Genomic DNA, 18045 nt, shown 5'->3' on the forward strand with positions numbered 1-18045 from the left:
GGTTATAGAAGTCCGACGAGTCGGCGAGGGATGCGCCGGCTATTCGGTGCAGCGCGGATATTGGTGAATGAAGCTATCCCAACTCGCAGACGACCTGGCCCAGACCGGCGGCGACGACGATCCGGAGATCGCCGGATTGTCGGCTGACTCCCGCAGCGTCGGCGACGGGTTCCTGTTCGCGGCATTGTCGGGAACACGGGCCGACGGCGCCCGTTTCGTCGCCGCCGCCGAGGTCGGCGGCGCCGTCGCCATTCTCGCGGCGCATGGCGCGGCGATCGAATCACGGCTGCCCATCCTTCGCGCTGACGATCCGCGCCACGCCATCGCGGTCATGGCGGCGCGGTTCTATGGCGCGCAGCCCGAGCAGGTCGTGGCTGTCACCGGCACGGCCGGCAAGACCTCGATCACGACCTTCGTCCGTCAGATCTGGGCGAGCCAGGGGATCGCCGCCGCTTCGATCGGCACCACCGGCGTGGTTTCGCCGAGCCGCGACGACTATGGCACGCTGACGACGCCCGATCCGGTGGCGCTTGCCAGACTGATGGCCGAGCTGGCGTCCGAAGGTGTCACCCACGCGGCGATGGAAGCATCGAGCCACGGTCTCGATCAGCGGCGGCTCGACGGCATCCGGCTCGCGGCGGCGGGGTTCAGCAATCTCGGCCATGACCATCTGGACTATCATCCCGACGCCGAGTCCTACTTCGGTGCCAAGATGCGGCTGTTTACCACCCTGTTGCCGAAGGGCGCTCCGGCGGTGATCTTCGCCGACGACCGCTGGTCGGGACGGGCGATCGAGGTCGCGACTAGTGTCGGCGCGAAGGTGCTGACCGTCGGGCGAAACGGCGGCTTTCTCACCCTGAAGCGGCTGGAACACCAACGGCATTGCCAGGTCGCGGAAATCGAGGCCGAGGGTCGTATCCATCGCATCGTCCTGCCGCTGGCGGGCGAGTTCCAGATGTCCAATGCCCTGGTGGCCGCCGGGCTGGCGATCGCCACCGGCGTTGCGACCGACGCCGCGCTGGCCGCGCTGGAGACCCTAAAGGGCGCGTCCGGCCGGCTGGATCTGGCCGGCACGACGGCAGAGGGTGCTCCGGTCTTCGTCGATTACGCGCACAAGCCGGATGCGCTCGAGAACGTGCTGGCGTCCGTGCGTCCTTTCACCACCGGCCGTATCGTCGCGATCATCGGCTGCGGCGGCGACCGCGATCGGGCCAAGCGGCCGATGATGGGCGAAATCGCCGCGCGACTGGCCGATGTGGTCATTGTCACCGACGACAATCCGCGCTCGGAAGACGCCGCGACGATCCGGGCGGCGATCATGGCGGCGGCCCCCGGTGCCACCGAAATCGCCGATCGCCGTTCGGCCATTCGCGAGGCGGTGCGGCGGGCGCGGGCCGGCGATACGGTCGTGATCGCCGGCAAGGGGCACGAGGTCGGCCAGACGGTGGGCGACATCACCCATCATTTCAGCGATCATGAAGAGGTCCGAGCGGCGATCTCGGAGACGGGCCGATGAGCGAAGCGCTTTGGGAGACATCCGCCCTGATCGAGGCGATGAACGCGCGTCCGGTCGGAGATCTGCCGGAAGCGATCTCCGGCATTTCGATCGATACCCGGACGCTCGGGACGGGCGAGGCCTTCTTCGCCATCCAGGGCGAGCGGTTCGACGGCCACGACTTTCTGACGGCGGCGACGAAAGCCGGTGCGGCTCTGCATGTGGTGGCGGAGCACAAGCTGCCGGCGCTCGGCAGCGTTCAGTCACCGCTGCTGGTCGTCGACGACGTGCTGCAGGCCCTCTCGCGCCTGGGCGAGGCGGCCCGCGCCCGCTCGAGCGCGAAAATCATCGCGGTGACCGGCAGCGTCGGCAAGACCACCACCAAGGATGCGCTGCGGCACGGCCTGTCGGCGGTCGGCCGCGTCCATGCGAGCGCGGCTTCGTTCAACAACCATTGGGGCGTGCCGCTGAGCCTGGCCCGGATGCCGCTCGACAGTCGCTTCGCGATCTTCGAGATCGGCATGAACCATGCGGGCGAAATCCGCCCGCTGGTCAAGCTGGTGCGTCCGCATCTGGCGATCATCACGCTGATCGCCCCGGCCCATCTCGGCCATTTCCGCGATCTCGACGAGATCGCCGCGGCGAAGGCCGAGATTTTCGAGGGGCTGGTCACGGACGGCACAGCGATCCTCAACGCCGACGATCCCTATTGTGGACCGTTGGCGACCATGGCCCGCAAGGCCGGCGTGACCGCCATCGCGACCTTCGGCGAGGCGAATGGCGCCGATTTCCAGTTGACCCGCTTCGAAACGACGGCCGAGGGGGCGGTGATCGAAGCGGTCATCGGCGGCGAAGCGGTCCGGTTGCATCTGGCCTCCAGCGGCCGGCACATGGCACAGAATATCCTCGCTGTGCTCGGTGCGGCCAAGCTTGCCGGCGCGGATGTCCAGACGGTGGCGGCGGCGCTGTCGAGCTGGCACGCGGTCAAGGGGCGCGGCGCGCGCTCGCGTCTGCCCATGCCGGGCGGTGGCTCGATCGACCTCATCGACGACAGCTACAACGCCAACCCGGCCTCGATGCGCGCCGCGCTCGCCGTCCTGAAGGCCGCGGCGGTCGGGCAGGGGGGGCGTCGCATTGCCGTCCTCGGCGATATGCTGGAACTGGGCGATCACGCGCCGGCGCAGCACGCCGAACTCGCCGGGCCGATCACCGAGGCGGGAGTTGATCGGGTCTTTCTCGCCGGTGCCGAGATGAAGGCGCTTGATGACGTTCTGGAAGGTCGGGTGGACCGCGAATGGCATGACAGTGTCGAGGAACTCCTGGTCAGCCTGTTGAAGACGATCCGCGCCGGCGACGTCGTTATGGTGAAGGCCTCGAAAAGCATCGGCTTCACCGTTTTGGTGGAAACAATGCTGACGACCTATCCGCCGCAGACGTCCACCGGCGCGGCCCCGGTACCTGACAAAATCGACCCGGCTGGAGCTGCCCGATGATCGCCTATCTCGGCCAGTTCGCCGCCGACTTTCCGCTCTTCAACGTCTTTCGCTACATCACCTTTCGGACCGGCGCTTCGATGATCACGGGCTTCATCGTGGTGTTTCTGTTCGGCCCGGCGATCATTGCCAATTTGCGTATTCGACAGGGCAAGGGCCAGCCGATCCGCGCCGACGGCCCGCAGACCCATTTCAAGAAGGCCGGCACGCCCACCATGGGCGGGCTGATGATACTCTCGGGCTTTCTCGTCTCGGCGCTTCTGTGGGCGGATCTGACCAATCTTTATGTCTGGACGGTGCTGCTGGTGACCGTCGGCTTCGGCGCGATCGGATTTTACGACGACTATCTGAAAGTGACCAAGCAGAACGACAAGGGGTTTTCCGGCAAGTTCCGCCTGGTCCTGGAATTCCTGATCGCCACGATCGCGGCGGTCCTGATCGTCTATGCCGGAAACGGAAGCTTCGCGACCTCGCTGGCCTTCCCGTTCGTTAAGTCCTTGCTGCTCGATCTCGGCTGGTTCTATGTCGGCTTCGCTGCCTTTGTCGTGGTCGGCTCCGCCAACGCGGTGAACCTCACCGACGGACTCGACGGGCTGGCAATCGTGCCGATCATGATCGCCGCCGCTGCTTTCGGGCTGATCGCCTATATCGCCGGCAATGTGAACTTCTCGAATTATCTGCAGATCCATTACGTCGTCGGCACGGGTGAACTGGCGCCGCTCTGCGGCGCGGTCATCGGCGCCGGGCTGGGATTCCTGTGGTTCAACGCGCCGCCGGCGGCAATCTTCATGGGCGACACCGGCTCGCTCGCCCTCGGCGGGATGACCGGTACGATCGCCGTCGCGACCAAGCATGAACTGGTACTGGCGATCATCGGCGGCCTGTTCGTCATTGAGGCGCTGTCGGTGATCATCCAGGTCGCCTCGTTCAAGCTGACCGGCAAGCGGGTGTTCCTGATGGCGCCGATCCACCATCATTTCGAAAAGCTCGGCTGGACCGAAAGCCAGGTCGTGGTTCGCTTCTGGATCATCGCGTTCATGTTGGCCTTCGTCGGCCTGTCGACCCTAAAACTGCGGTGAGGCCATGATCCCGGCGCGATCCTTCTCCGGACAATCGGTCGCCCTGTTCGGGCTCGGCGGCTCAGGCCGCGCGACAGCACGCGCGTTGGTCGAAGGTGGCGCAAATGTCATCGCCTTCGACGACAATCCGGCGAGTGTCGAAGCCGCGCGCGCCGAGGCAATCCCCACGGGTGATCTGCGCGCTATTGATTGGTCGCGCTTTGCCGCCTTCGTTCTTTCGCCGGGCGTGCCGCTTACCCATCCCAAGCCGCACTGGACCGTGGAGCTTGCCCGCGCCGCCGGAGTCGAGGTGATCGGCGACATCGAATTATTCAGCCGCGAACGCCGCGCCACCGCGCCGGCGTCGCCGTTCATCGCGATCACCGGCACCAACGGCAAGTCGACGACCACCGCTCTGATCGCCCATTGCCTCCGTTCCAGCGGGCGGGACACGCAGTTCGGCGGCAATATCGGCGTCGCCGTGATGACTCTCGATCAGCCGGCGCCCGAGCGCCACTACGTCGTTGAGTGCTCGTCCTATCAGATCGACCTGGCGCCGACGCTGGAACCCTCGGTCGGAATCCTGCTCAACCTGACGCCCGATCATCTCGACCGGCATGGATCGATGGGCAATTACGCCGCGATCAAGGCACGCCTCGTCGCCGGCTCCGGCCTGGCCGTGGTCGGCGTTGATGACGCGCCGTGCCGGCAGATCGCCGACGAGCTGGAATCCGAGGGCAAGACCGTGGTGCGGATCTCGCAAGGGGAGGCCCCCGGCCCCGGCGTCGACTTCGACGGCCGGATGCTGCGACGCCGCATGGCAGGAACCGAAGAAACATTCTTCGACCTTTCGGCGATCGGCTCCCTGCGCGGACGCCACAATGCCCAGAACGCCGCCGCGGCGGTTGCCGCCTTGAGCGCGGTCGGGCTGTCGGACGTCGAAATTCGCGCGGGTCTCGAAAGTTTCCCGGGATTGGCACACCGCATGGAGGAGGTCGGGCGGCGCGGCCGGGTTCTCTTCGTCAATGATTCCAAAGCCACCAATGCCGAGGCCGCCGCGCCGGCGCTGGCGGCATTCCCGCGCATCCACTGGATTGCCGGCGGGCTGGCGAAGGACGGCGGTATCGCGGCGCTGGCGCCGTACTTTCCCAGAATCGCCAAGGCCTATCTGATCGGTGAGGCGGCGCCCGCTTTCGCCGCGAGTCTTGGTAAACGAATTCCTTACGAAATTTCCGGTACGCTTGCCGTTGCGGTCGAACACGCGGCGGCCGACGCCGAGGCGAGCGATGGGGTTCCAGCGCAGGAGAGCGTCGTACTCCTGTCGCCGGCCTGCGCGAGTTTCGACCAGTTTCGCAATTTCGAGGTGCGGGGCGATGCGTTCCGCAAGGCGGTGGGCGCGCTCGCGGGCATCGAGATGGCCCACAAGGGGGATGCATGACGAGCCGGGTCAAACGAGGCGTGATCAGCGACTGGTGGTGGGGCGTCGATCGCTGGTTTTTGGCGGCATTCCTGATACTTTTGGTCGGCGGCCTCGTGTTTTCCTTTGCCGCCAGTCCACCGGTTGCCGAACGCATTGGGGTGGAACCCTTTCACTTCGTCAAGCGTCATGCCGTCTTCCTCATTCCCACGGCTTTGGTGATGTTCGGCTGCTCGCTTCTCAGCCCACGCGGCGTGCGCCGCGCCGCGCTGTTGATCCTTGCGGCGTCCTTGGTCTTGATGGTGTTGGCGTTGTTCGTCGGCACCGAGATCAAGGGCTCGCGCCGCTGGATCGATTTCGGCCCGCTCAACATCCAGCCATCGGAATTCATGAAACCGGCCTTCGTGGTGATCTGCGCCTGGCTGTTCGCCGAAAAGCAACGCCGCCCGGATATTCCCGGCAACCTCTTTGCGCTGATTCTGCTCATCGTGGTTGTCGCGTTGCTCGTCGCGCAGCCGGACCTCGGCCAGACCATGCTCGTAGCTGCGGCCTGGGGCGGCCTGTTCTTCATGGCGGGCATGCCATGGGTGTGGATCGCGCTGCTTGGGGGCGTGGCTGTCGGCGGCTCGATGCTCGCCTATCTTGCCTTCCCCCATGTCGCCAGCCGCATCGACCGGTTTCTCACCGGCGAGGGCGATACCTTCCAGACCGACACAGCGCGGGAGGCGATCATGCGCGGCGGCTGGTTTGGCCAGGGTCCGGGCGAGGGCACGGTCAAACGCATGCTGCCCGACAGCCACACAGATTTCGCCTTCGCGGTTCTCGCCGAGGAATTCGGCATCATCGCCTGCATGCTGGTGGCATCGATCTTCGCCTTCATCGTGGTGCGCGGCCTGTCGGCGGCGCTCGCCCAGCGCGATATCTTCGATCGGCTGGCGATTTCGGGCCTGGTGCTGCTCTTTGGATTGCAGTCGATCATCAACATGGCGGTCAATCTGCAATTGATGCCGGCCAAGGGCATGACCCTGCCCTTCATCTCCTATGGTGGCTCGTCGATGCTGGCGATCGCCATATCGGCCGGCTTCATCCTGGCGCTGACGCGCCGCCAACCGGCAAATCGCTCGCATACCGATCGGTTGATGGAACGGACCTACCAGCTACACGGTGTGTGAGGCGAGGGGCGGGGCTCGCCTGGGACGCTTGAGCGTCCCATGGTCGCCGGTACCGTGGGCTGTATCCTTTCCGCCTTTATCGGCCATGGCCGGGAACGGCTGGCGCGTCTCGGCATTCTGTGAGCGAATTGGTGTCGTTCCTGCGGTCTCAGCTGCACGAAGCAATGGCAACGAGGCCAACTCCGATCCGAAGAGGCGACCTTTTCCGCGATGACAACGATCCTTCTCTCCGCTGGCGGCACTGGCGGCCATCTCTTTCCGGCCGAGGCCCTGGCGCATGAGCTTGTCGCGCGCGGCTTCGAGGTTCATCTGGTCACCGACGATCGGGCGGGCCGCTTTGCCGATCGCTTCCCGATCAAGGCGGTGCATCGCGCGCGCTCGGCGACCTTCGCCTCGAAAAACCCGCTGAAGGTCGCATCCGCGTTGTGGACGCTGTGGCGCGGCTTCCGCGAAGCCGGCGATCTGGTGCGCCGCCTGCGACCAGCGGTCGTCGTCGGTTTCGGCGGTTATCCGACGGTGCCGCCGCTGATGGCGGCGCTCCGCGCTGGCCGGCCGACGCTAATCCATGAACAGAACGCGGTGATGGGCCGGGCGAATCGGTTCCTCGGCTCCCGCGTCGATCGCATCGCCGCGGGAATTCCGCAGGACAAGGTCGATCCGGCGATAGCCGCCAAGATCACCGTCACGGGGAATCCGGTGCGTCCGCCGATCCTGGGGGCCGCGAAGACCCCGTACCGGCCGCCCGAGCCGGGCGAGCGGTTCAATCTCGTGGTGTTTGGCGGCAGCCAGGGCGCGCAGTTCTTTTCCGAGCGCATTCCGGCGGCGATCGAACGCCTGCCCGAGCAACTGCGAAAGCGGCTGGTCGTCACCCAACAGGCGCGCAGCGACGACGAGGCGAGCGTACGACGCTTCTATGAAGAGCGCGGCGTTCCGGCGACCGTCGCCCCATTCTTCACCGACATGGCCGAACGGCTGGGGGCCGCGCATCTGGTGATCAGCCGCTCGGGCGCCTCCACGGTATCCGAGCTGGCTGTGATCGGCCGGCCGGCGATCCTGGTGCCTTATCCCTATGCCCTCGACCACGACCAGGCGGCCAATGCCGCCAAGCTCGAGGCCGAGGGCGGCGCACTGGTCGTGCGGCAGGCGGACCTTTCGGCCGATCGGCTGGCCGGTCTCATCGCGGAGATTGCCGGCGACCCGCAAAGGGCCGCGACCATGGCGGCCGCGGCGAAGGCGACGGGCATCCCCGATGCGGCGCGGTTGCTTGCCGACCTGGTTGCGGCTATGCCCCGAGCCTGAAACAAAAGCGAAGATCGTTAGAATACAGGGGGATGCGGCCATGAAGATGCCGCCGAATATCGGGCCGGTCCACTTCATCGGGATCGGCGGTATCGGAATGAGCGGCATCGCCGAGGTGCTGCTCAATCTCGGCTACACCGTCCAAGGATCTGATCAGAGCGAGAACGCCAACGTCCAGCGCCTGCGGGAGTCGGGCGTTCATGTCGCGATCGGCCATGCGGCGGAAAATCTGGGCGTGGCCGAGGTCGTCGTCGTGTCCACCGCGATCAAGCGCTCGAACCCGGAACTGGAAGCCGCCCGGGAACGGCTGCTGCCAATCGTCAGGCGCGCCGAGATGCTGGCCGAACTGATGCGCTTTCGTCAGGCGATCGCCATTGGCGGCACCCACGGCAAGACCACCACGACCTCGATGGTGGCGACTCTGCTGGATGCCGGCGGTCTCGATCCGACCGTGGTCAATGGCGGCATCATCAACGCCTACGGGACCAATGCGCGGATGGGCGACGGCGACTGGATGGTCGTCGAGGCGGACGAATCCGACGGGACCTTCCTGAAACTGCCGGCCGATGTTGCCGTTGTTACCAATATCGATCCCGAGCATCTCGATCATTATGGCACCTTCGATGCCGTGCGGGCGGCGTTTCGGACATTCGTCGAGAATGTGCCGTTCTACGGTTTCGCGGTGATGTGCATCGACCACCCAGTGGTGCAGACGCTGATCTCGGAGATTGAGGATCGCCGGGTGATTACCTATGGCGAGAGCCCGCAGTCCGACGTGCGTTTCGAAAACCTTCAAACGGAGGGCCCGAAGTCCCGCTTCGACATCACCATTCGCGATCGGGTGACCGGAGCCACTGAGCAGATCGAGAACCTCGTCCTGCCGATGCCCGGCCGCCATAACGTCTCCAATGCGACCGCCGCGATTGCAGTGGCGCATCGGCTGAACATCCCGGCGGCCGCGATCCGCAAGGGACTTGATGGTTTCAGCGGCGTCAAGCGCCGCTTCACCCATACCGGCAATGTCGGCGGCGTCGACATCTACGACGACTACGGTCACCACCCGGTCGAGATCCGCGCCGTTCTGGCGGCGGCGCGATCCTCGGCCACGGGCCGCGTCATCGCCGTGGTGCAGCCGCACCGCTATTCGCGGCTGCAGGCGCTGTTCCCGGATTTCGCCGCCTGTTTCAACGACGCCGACACGGTGATCGTCGCGCCGGTCTATGCCGCCGGCGAGGAACCGATCGGTTTCGTCAGCTCGGAAATCCTGGTCGAGCGTCTCAAGCTTGGCGGACATCGCGACGCCCGTCTGATCGGCGGTCCGGAGGAGCTGGCGCCGTTGATCCACCAGATCGCTCGCAAAGACGACATGGTCGTCTGCCTCGGCGCCGGTTCGATCACCCAGTGGGCCTATGCGTTGCCGAAGGAGTTGGCCGCACTCAACGGAGGCGGCGGCTGATGGATGGCGAGGCAATGCTGACAGGTCTCGGCGATCGGCTCAGCGGCGTTCGCGGCAGGCTGACGCCCGGGGCTGGCATGGACAAGATCACCTGGTTTCGGGCCGGCGGTCCGGCGGAGCTATTGTTTCAGCCGGCCGACGAGGAGGATCTCGCCGCGTTTCTGGCGGCACTACCCGACGAGGTGCCCGTGCTTGTTGTCGGTATCGGCTCCAACCTGTTGGTGCGCGACGGCGGCGTGCCTGGTGTCGTCATCCGCCTGTCGGCCAAAGGCTTCGGCACCGCCGAGGCAATTGGCGGGACGGCGATCCGTGCTGGCGCCGCGACGCCCGACAAGCGGCTGGCGGCGACAGCGCTGGAAGCGGGCATCGGCGGTTTTCATTTTTATCACGGCATTCCGGGCGCGGTCGGCGGGGCGCTTCGCATGAATGCCGGCGCCAACGACGTCGAGACCCGCGAGCGGGTCCGCGAGGTCCGCGCGCTCGATCGCAAGGGCAATGTCCATATCCTGTCCAATGCCGAAATGGGCTATGCCTATCGGCATTGCGACGCGGCGTCCGAACTGATCTTCACCTCGGCGATCTTCGACGGCTATGCGGCGGGCAAGGACGATATCCGCGCGAAGATGGACGAGGTCCAGGAGCACCGCGAAACGGTTCAGCCAATCCGCGAGAAGACCGGTGGCTCGACTTTCAAGAACCCGCCGGGCACTTCCGCCTGGAAGGAGGTCGACAAGGCCGGCTGCCGCGGCCTGACGGTCGGCGGTGCGCAGATGTCGAAACTGCACTGCAACTTCATGATCAATATGGGCACAGCCACCGGCTATGATCTCGAATGCCTCGGCGAGACTGTTCGCGCGCGGGTGCTCGAAACGTCCGGCATCCGGCTCGACTGGGAGATCAAGCGGCTCGGCCACTTTGCCAATGGGCGTGTCGTGGAGCCGTTTTTGGGGCAAGGGTGAGAGTGGGAAGAACTGCCGCCCGCCGGTGGTGGCAGATCTTCGAAAAATCGCCTTGTGCGGGGGCCGCCATTTGGCGGCCAGGCGAGGCCCGGGCGCCAGCACGGCGTCCGACTGAAACGGGATGGAACGGTTACAGATTTTTCGGCGAGGAGGCCGTCACCGAAGCGGCTGACGACCAGCGTCGCCGGGCCTCGTGCTGAGATCTCCGCTTTGGTCCTCTTCCCCGAATAGCCCCGGCTCCGGCCGCTGCGTGATGCTTGCTTTCCCACCTGTTGCGGAACCCTGAAGCACCGCCGAGTATTGCAAAAATATGGAAGCGGATCGGGAGACGAAAGAGTGAGCGATCAAAGGTCCAGGTCCCTAGCGCGAAAGATCAGGCTGTATGTCTTGGTGCCATTATTGCTTGCGCTGGCGGTCTTTTCGCTGCTGCCGCTTGTGGAGTCCAACCGGTGGTGGATCCGTTTTCTCGACTTTCCCCGGATACAGGTAACGATCGCTCTTCTTCTCGTACTGGCGCTCTACGTGATCCTGGGCGGCTGGCGTGGCCGGTTCGGTCTGGCGACGATCGTTCTGTCGATCATCGCGCTCGGCTACCAGGCCTACCGTCTCTATCCTTACACGCCGCTGGTCGAGCCGATGGCGCTGCGGATAACGACGTGCCCGGCGGACGCACGCTTGGCGGTCATGGTCGCCAACGTCAAGCGGACGAACCGGAGGGCCGACGCGCTCTTGCGGATCATCGAACAGGCCGAGCCGGATCTTCTTCTCGTTCTCGAGACCGACGAGTGGTGGGATCGCCAACTCGCGCCGCTCGACAAGCGGTTCGGCTTCAACGCACAACACATTCCCACCGATGCCGAATATTACGGGATGCATCTTTTCTCGCGCTACCCACTGATAGATGCGCAGGTGAAGTTCCTTTTCGGGGCCGACACGCCGACGATCTTCTCGGGTGTTCGTTTGCCGAAAGGTGAGGTGATACACTTCGCTGGTCTTCATCCGCGGCCGCCGCAGAGTTGGTCGCGACCGACCACCATGCGCGACGGCCATCTGGCCACTGCGGCACTGGCGGCGGCCGATTCCGATGCGGCGAGCGTGATCGCCGGAGATTTCAATTCGGTGCCATGGGAACGCATCACGCGGCGCGTTATGCGGCTGGGTCAACTACTGGACCCGCGTGTCGGCCGTGGAACCTACCCGACCTACGACGCACAGAGCTGGATCCTGTCCTGGCCGCTGGACCAGGTGCTCTACCAGACGCGTTTCGGATTGCTCGGCTACGATACGCTTCCCGAATTCGGCTCGGATCATTATCCGATCCTGGCCGAACTCTGCTACTCGCCGGCCATGGCCGACCGGCAATCGGCTCCGGCACATGAGGAGGGCGATCGCGAGGAGGCGCGAACGGCTATCGAGGCGGCGCGACAGCTGGAAAGATAGGGCCATTCATCGCCCGACGTCCCGGCCCTCTTCCTCCCGTGGAGGGCTTATCTCCTTACGAAAATCTTTCTTTCGCCACAGTTAGTTAACTGCTGCTTAACCATCCGCCTGCGATGAATGGCTCCTAGCCTCGTTTGAGGATCGGATCGGGCGGTTCATGGCCAAGCATGTCGCGGTATTGATGGGTGGTTTTTCGTCGGAGCGGCCGGTCAGCCTTGCCTCCGGCAACGCCTGCGCCGATGGCCTCCAGGCCGCCGGCTACGCGGTGACGCGCGTCGACGTCGACCGCGACGTCGCCCGCGCGCTGGCCGAGCTGCGGCCCGACATTGCCTTCAACGCCCTGCACGGTCCCTATGGCGAGGACGGCACGATCCAGGGCCTCCTCGAATATCTGGCGATACCCTACACCCATTCCGGCGTTCTCGCCTCGGCGCTCGCCATGCATAAGGAACTGGCGAAGACGGTCGCGAAGGTGGCCGGTGTGCCGGTGGCCGAAGCCAGGGTGTGCCATCGCCGCGACGCCGCCGGCAAACACGTCCTGTCACCGCCCTATGTGGTGAAGCCGGTGGCCGAGGGTTCCAGCTTCGGCGTCCTGATCGTGCGCGAGGACCAGGCTCATCCGCCGCGGGAACTCACCAGCGACGAATGGCCTTATGGCGACATCGTCATGGTCGAACGCTTCGTCGCCGGACGGGAATTGACCTGCGCGGTGATGGGCGACGTGGCGCTCGAGGTCTGCGAGATTACCACCGAGGGCCACGCATTTTACGACTACGATTCCAAATATGCTCCCGGCGGATCGCGCCATGTTGTGCCGGCCGAAATTCCCGCCAAGGTCTCCCGGCGTATTCAGGAATGGTCGCTCGCCGCCCACAGGGTGATCGGTTGCCGTGGCGTGACGCGCTCGGACTTTCGCTATGACGACCGCTTCGGCGAGGGTGGCGAGGTGATCTGGCTGGAGATAAACACCCAGCCCGGCATGACCAAGACCTCGCTTGTGCCCGACATTGCCGCCGCCTCCGGCCATTCCTTTCCCGAACTTCTGACCTGGATGGTGGAGGACGCCTCGTGCAATCGCTGACGGCCGAGCGCCGCCCTAACGACATGCGCGCCGGTACGCCCGGGCGACTCACCTTGCGTATGCTGCGCGCCGGACGCCGGGCTTCCGGTCTCGCCGCCAGCGTTGCGCGACTGCCCATACCGCCTTTCGGTGCGCTGGCCGCGGTGGTGATCGGATCGGCCGTCGTCTACGGCATATCGGTGGGCGGCCACACCGTGACGGTCGTCGACGGCATTGCGCAGCCGCTCGGCTTTCCGATCGAGGCGATCGACGTGACGGGCAATTCGGAAACTTCCGAGATCGATGTCCTGCAGGCGCTCTGGCAGACCGGCTCGCAGAGCCTGTTCTCGCTCGATCCGGCCGCTGCCCGCCAGGCCCTGGAAGAGATGCCCTGGGTCGATCGCGCTTCAGTGGCCAAGGTCTTTCCCGATCGGGTCCGGATCACCCTGTCCGAACATCGCCCTTACGCCGTCTGGCAGAAGGGGCGAGAGTTCGTTGTGGTCAACCGCGAGGGCAAGGAGATCGTGCCCTTCACCCCCGGCCGCTTCGCCAATCTGCCTGTCGTTGTAGGGACCGGCGCGGCCGCCCACGCCGCGGCTCTCCTCGACGAGTTGGAGGTCCTGCCCGAGCTTCGCGCAAGGGTGAAGGCGTATATCCGAGTGGGGAATCGTCGTTGGGACTTGCGGCTCGAAAACAGCATCGCGATCGAGCTTCCCGAGGATGATCCAGTCGAGGCACTGGCCGAGGTGGCGCGGATGGACCGGGAGAACGGGCTTTTGTCTCGCGACATCGCGGCCGTCGACATGCGGCTTGCTGACCGGATCGTGATCAAGCTCACGCCCGACGCGTTGATTCGGCGTAATGCGGCTCTGAAGGAGCGTGAGAAGATTTTCAAGCGTAGCCGGAAGGATGACCCGGTATGAGTTTGTTTCAACGTGGCCGGGACGAGCTTCCGCGCATCAAGGCGCTACCGAAGCGCCGCTCCCGCGTGATCTCCGTGCTGGATGTCGGCTCGGAAAAGGTCTCCTGCCTGATCGCTCGGCTGACGCCGCGCGTTGCCAGTGAGATGTTGCCCGGCCGGACCCATACGATCGAGGTAATCGGCGTAGGTCACCAGCGCTCGCACGGCATCAAATCCGGAGTCGTCGTCGATCTCGACGCGGCGGAGCAATCGGTCCGGCACGCGGTCGCCGCGGCCGAGCGGATGGCCGGACTGACCATCGAATCGCTGATCGTCTCCGTCACGGCCGGACGGCTCAAAAGTCTGCGCGGCGCCGCTGAGATCGACACCGTCGGGGAGATTTCTCAGGCGGATGTTTCGCAGGTCCTTGGTCTCGCCGCGAAGGTGCCCCTCGAGGAGCGCCGAGTGGCGCTGCATTCGCTCGCCTTCGATCTGTCGATCGACGGCGAGAGCGGGCTCGACAAGGTCGTCGGCATGAGCGGCAATCGGCTAGGCGCGGACATGCATGTGCTGACCGCCGAGGAAACACCGTTGCGCAATCTCGAGGCGGTCGTCAATCGTGCGCGGCTGATGGTCGAGGCGTTCGTGGCGACGCCTTATGCCAGCGCGCTTTCGACATTGGTCGAAGACGAGGCGACGATGGGTTCGGCCTGCATCGACATGGGGGGCGGTGCGACGACCATCGCGATCTTCCAGAATGGTCGCTTCGTCTATGCCGATCAGGTCGCGCTCGGCGGCAACCACATCACCATGGACCTCGCACGCGGATTGTCGATCCGTCCGGCCGATGCGGAGCGGCTCAAGGTCATGCACGGCTGCACCCTGAGCGAGTTGATGCAGGACGACGACAGGGTGCCTGTCGTGCCGCTCGGGGAAGAGGGCGGACACGACTCCAAATCCACCGTCGCGCGTTCGCTGATCGCTAAGATCATCCGGCCGCGCGTCGAGGAAACCCTGGAGCTTGTCCGCGACCGTCTGGCCGCCTCAGGGCTCGGCCACGTCATCGGGAAGCGCGTGGTCTTGACCGGCGGTGCCAGCCAGCTTGCCGGCATGAGCGATACGGCGCGCGGTATTCTCCAGCGCAATGTTCGGCTCGGACGACCGGTCGGGGTTGCCGGGCTCAATCCATCCAACAAGGGGCCAGCCTTTGCGACCTCGGTCGGCCTGCTGATCTACCCGCAGGTCGCCCATCGCGAGAACACCGGCCAATCGTCGATCGCGGCCTTCGCGCTCGATCAGAACACCAGGACGGGACGTTTCGGATCCTGGCTCCGGCGGAGCCTTTGAGACAGCGCGGCCGGACTGCCGGCCGGCCGCGAAAACATACGGTGCGCGCCGCGCGCCGTAGCAACTGACAATGCGAACGGCCGCGCGGCGAAACGGCCCGAAACTGCGATATGCGATAGAGGAACAGGATATGAGCACGAACCCGAACAAGACCGACATCACCGAGTTGAAGCCCCGCATCACCGTTTTCGGCGTTGGCGGAGGCGGCTGCAATGCGGTCAACAACATGATCAACGCCGGCCTCGAAGGGGTCGAGTTCGTGATCGCCAACACCGACGCCCAGGCGTTGCGCTCGTCCAAGGCCGAACGGATCATCCAGATGGGCGTCGCCGTGACCGAGGGACTCGGCGCCGGTTCGCAGCCGGAAGTCGGCCGTGCCGCGGCCGAGGAATCGATCGACGAGGTCTGCGACCATCTCCTCGGCTCGCACATGTGCTTCGTCACCGCCGGCATGGGCGGCGGCACCGGCACCGGCGCCGCGCCAGTGGTCGCGCGAGCGGCTCGCGAAAAGGGCATCCTCACGGTTGGCGTCGTGACAAAGCCGTTCCATTTCGAAGGTCAGCGCCGGCTGCGGATCGCCGACGAAGGTATCGAGGAACTGCAGAAGAACGTCGATACCCTGATCGTCATTCCGAACCAGAACCTGTTCCGGATCGCTAACGACAAGACCACCTTCGCCGACGCCTTCGGCATGGCCGATCAGGTGCTGTATTCGGGCGTCGCCTGTATCACCGACCTGATGGTGAAGGAAGGGCTGATCAATCTCGATTTCGCCGACGTGCGTTCGGTGATGCGCGAAATGGGCAAGGCGATGATGGGTACCGGCGAGGCGTCCGGCGAAGGACGCGCGATGGCCGCCGCCGAAGCCGCGATCGCCAACCCGCTGCTCGACGAGACGTCGATGAAGGGCGCGCGTGGGCTGTTGATCTCGATCACCGGTGGCCGCGACCTCACCCTCTTCGAGGTCGACGAAGCGGCGACCCGCATCCGCGAAGAGGTGGACCAGGACGCCAACATCATCCTCGGTGCGACATTTGACGAGAGTCTTGAGGGGATTATCCGCGTGTCGGTGGTCGCGACCGGTATCGACAAGGTCGAGATGGCGCTGGCGGGACACGCTGCGGAACGCTATGCCGCGCCCGTTGCCGCGGCGCCCCGTGCCGTGCCGCAGGCCGAATCGGCAACGTCCCGTGTCGCGGTGGCGGAGCCGACGCCGGTCCTCCCGGCCGCAGTCGCGATGGATGAATTTGACGAAGAGATCGAAGACGACTTCACCGACGCGCTCGAGGCCGAGATTGCCCAGGTCAGCTCGTCGACTCCCTCTGCGGATATTCCAGCGCCTCGTATGCCGCGAGTCGAGGATTTTCCGCCCGTCGTACGCGCCGAGATCGAGAGCCGATCTGCCGAGTACCACGGTGAGGACCGCGGTCCGATGGGGCTGTTGCGTCGGCTGACGACGGGCTTGTCGCGACGCGACGAAGAAGAGCACTCGACCGCCGAAATCCGTCAGAGCACGCCGGAAGCGTCACGCCGGGCGGTGGTTGAGCCGAATCCCTATGCGCCCCGCCGCGTGGCCGCCGAATCAGGTGCCCGGCCGGTGCCTCAGGCACGCTCGGTCAGTGATGACGATCAGCTTGAAATCCCTGCGTTTTTGCGCCGTCAGGCCAACTGATCGCCCACTGTTACCGGTTTGACACAAGGTCCGCCGACATTTCGGCGGACCTATGTATTTATAAGTCATTGAAAAAAAACGAATTTGTGCCTCGTATAAGCCGCCATCCAGTAACAACGGGTAAGAATCCGTGATTTGGCTGATGAACGGCTCCGTTCTAGGTGTTGCAGCGTGTTTTAGACATCTCGGCGGCGCGACCCTCCTGGGGGAGGTGGGTAGGCAAGAGCTGAAGGGAAGTCTCCCGATGAGGGTGCCAACCTCCAGGAAGTGCGAAGTGATCTTCGTTTGATGGTTGGCGGGAAAGGTTGCCAATTGTGTTGATGTTCCAGCAAACGCTTGGTTCGCGGGTCGATTTTGACGGCGTAGGCGTCCACAGCGGTCTTCCTGTTCAGCTCAGTCTTCTTCCGGCCGAGGCTCACACCGGCATCGTCTTCCATCTGTTTGACAAATCCGACCTGCTGCATGAGATCAAGGCGGTCTCGGCGAATGCCGCGCTTATGGATCTTTCCACCGTCGTCGGCGATCCGCGTGGCGCTCATGTCGCCACGATCGAGCATTTGATGGCAGCGCTCTATGCTATGGGCATCGACAATGTCGTCGTGCAGATCGATGCGCACGAAACCCCGATCATGGACGGATGCGCCGCCGGCTTTATCGCGGCGATCCGCGAATCGGGCATCATCAGCCAGGCGGCCAGGCGGCGCTTCCTGCGCGTATTGAAGCCCGTGACCGTCGAGATGGACGGCGCGCGGGCCGAATATCGCCCGCACAACGGCACGCGGTTCGAGATCGAGATCGATTTCGATAGCCCCGTCATCGGACGCCAGACCTATTGCGCCGATCTCACGGCGGACCGCTTCGCCGAGGATCTGTCGCGGGCGCGCACCTTCGGCTTCATGAAGGATGTGGAGCGTCTCTGGGCCGCAGGCTATGCACTCGGGTCCTCGCTGGACAATTCCGTGGTCATTGGCGACGATGGCCGGATCATCAATCCCGACGGCCTGCGCTATACGGACGAGTTCGTCCGCCACAAGGCACTGGACGCGGTCGGTGACCAGGCGCTCGCCGGCGCGCGCGTGCTCGGCTGCTACCGCTCCTATCGCGGCGGTCACAAGCTCAACGCGCTGGCGCTGCAGGCTCTGCTCGCGGACCATCGCGCCTATGAGATCGTCGAGATGCCGTCACGCCTCGTCGACCCGGTTCGCCATGCGCCACTCGTCGCGGTGGCGGCGCCCGCCTACGGTCCGCAGATCCTCTAAGACAGCGTCAGGGGGCG

14 protein-coding genes are annotated in these 18045 nt (G+C 65.0%); all 14 read left to right on the forward strand.

Features of this window, described 5'->3' with window-relative positions:
- The first annotated feature begins 67 nt into the window (after positions 1-67).
- Positions 68-1516 carry a UDP-N-acetylmuramoyl-L-alanyl-D-glutamate--2,6-diaminopimelate ligase gene (locus ING15_RS07475; RefSeq protein WP_206454174.1) on the forward strand — a complete coding sequence of 483 codons (1449 nt, stop codon included), beginning with the start codon at positions 68-70 and terminating at the stop codon, positions 1514-1516.
- Positions 1513-2988 (forward strand): UDP-N-acetylmuramoylalanyl-D-glutamyl-2,6-diaminopimelate--D-alanyl-D-alanine ligase, encoded by a 1476-nt coding sequence (locus ING15_RS07480; RefSeq protein WP_206454175.1) that lies wholly within the window; start codon positions 1513-1515, stop codon positions 2986-2988. Before ING15_RS07475 ends, ING15_RS07480 begins: the two co-directional genes overlap by 4 nt.
- Complete coding sequence (gene mraY / locus ING15_RS07485) at positions 2985-4067, forward strand: phospho-N-acetylmuramoyl-pentapeptide-transferase (protein ID WP_206454176.1); 1083 nt, start codon at positions 2985-2987, stop codon at positions 4065-4067. Before ING15_RS07480 ends, mraY begins: the two co-directional genes overlap by 4 nt.
- 4 nt (positions 4068-4071) lie before the next feature.
- On the forward strand, positions 4072-5484 hold the full coding sequence (murD, locus tag ING15_RS07490; protein WP_206454177.1) for a UDP-N-acetylmuramoyl-L-alanine--D-glutamate ligase: 1413 nt from the start codon (positions 4072-4074) through the stop codon (positions 5482-5484).
- Positions 5481-6635, forward strand: a complete 1155-nt coding sequence (gene ftsW / locus ING15_RS07495; protein WP_206454178.1) for a putative lipid II flippase FtsW — start codon at positions 5481-5483, stop codon at positions 6633-6635. The genes murD and ftsW overlap by 4 nt, the downstream gene beginning before the upstream one ends.
- A gap of 210 nt (positions 6636-6845) precedes the next feature.
- Positions 6846-7934: an undecaprenyldiphospho-muramoylpentapeptide beta-N-acetylglucosaminyltransferase gene (gene murG, locus ING15_RS07500; RefSeq protein ID WP_206454179.1), complete on the forward strand. Its 1089-nt coding sequence runs from the start codon at positions 6846-6848 to the stop codon at positions 7932-7934.
- Between the two features lie 40 nt (positions 7935-7974).
- The gene (gene murC, locus ING15_RS07505) at positions 7975-9390 is read left to right on the forward strand and encodes a UDP-N-acetylmuramate--L-alanine ligase (protein ID WP_206454180.1); all 1416 of its coding nucleotides are present in this window, start codon (positions 7975-7977) and stop codon (positions 9388-9390) included.
- Positions 9390-10349 (forward strand): UDP-N-acetylmuramate dehydrogenase, encoded by a 960-nt coding sequence (gene murB / locus ING15_RS07510; RefSeq protein WP_206454181.1) that lies wholly within the window; start codon positions 9390-9392, stop codon positions 10347-10349. The genes murC and murB overlap by 1 nt, the downstream gene beginning before the upstream one ends.
- A gap of 390 nt (positions 10350-10739) precedes the next feature.
- On the forward strand, positions 10740-11789 hold the full coding sequence (locus ING15_RS07515) for an endonuclease/exonuclease/phosphatase family protein (RefSeq protein ID WP_206454182.1): 1050 nt from the start codon (positions 10740-10742) through the stop codon (positions 11787-11789).
- A gap of 157 nt (positions 11790-11946) precedes the next feature.
- A complete protein-coding gene (locus ING15_RS07520) occupies positions 11947-12870 on the forward strand; it encodes a D-alanine--D-alanine ligase (protein WP_206454183.1) in 924 nt (307 codons plus the stop codon).
- Positions 12858-13772, forward strand: coding sequence for a cell division protein FtsQ/DivIB (locus ING15_RS07525; RefSeq protein WP_332873792.1), 915 nt, complete (start codon positions 12858-12860; stop codon positions 13770-13772). Before ING15_RS07520 ends, ING15_RS07525 begins: the two co-directional genes overlap by 13 nt.
- Positions 13769-15097, forward strand: coding sequence for a cell division protein FtsA (ftsA, locus tag ING15_RS07530; RefSeq protein ID WP_206454184.1), 1329 nt, complete (start codon positions 13769-13771; stop codon positions 15095-15097). Before ING15_RS07525 ends, ftsA begins: the two co-directional genes overlap by 4 nt.
- A gap of 130 nt (positions 15098-15227) precedes the next feature.
- Positions 15228-16769 carry a cell division protein FtsZ gene (gene ftsZ / locus ING15_RS07535; protein WP_206454185.1) on the forward strand — a complete coding sequence of 514 codons (1542 nt, stop codon included), beginning with the start codon at positions 15228-15230 and terminating at the stop codon, positions 16767-16769.
- Between the two features lie 320 nt (positions 16770-17089).
- Positions 17090-18028: a UDP-3-O-acyl-N-acetylglucosamine deacetylase gene (gene lpxC / locus ING15_RS07540; protein WP_206454186.1), complete on the forward strand. Its 939-nt coding sequence runs from the start codon at positions 17090-17092 to the stop codon at positions 18026-18028.
- The last annotated feature ends 17 nt before the right edge of the window (positions 18029-18045 follow it).

The sequence above is a fragment of the Aurantimonas marina genome, assembly GCF_017183135.1.
Taxonomy (GTDB): domain Bacteria; phylum Pseudomonadota; class Alphaproteobacteria; order Rhizobiales; family Rhizobiaceae; genus Aurantimonas; species Aurantimonas marina.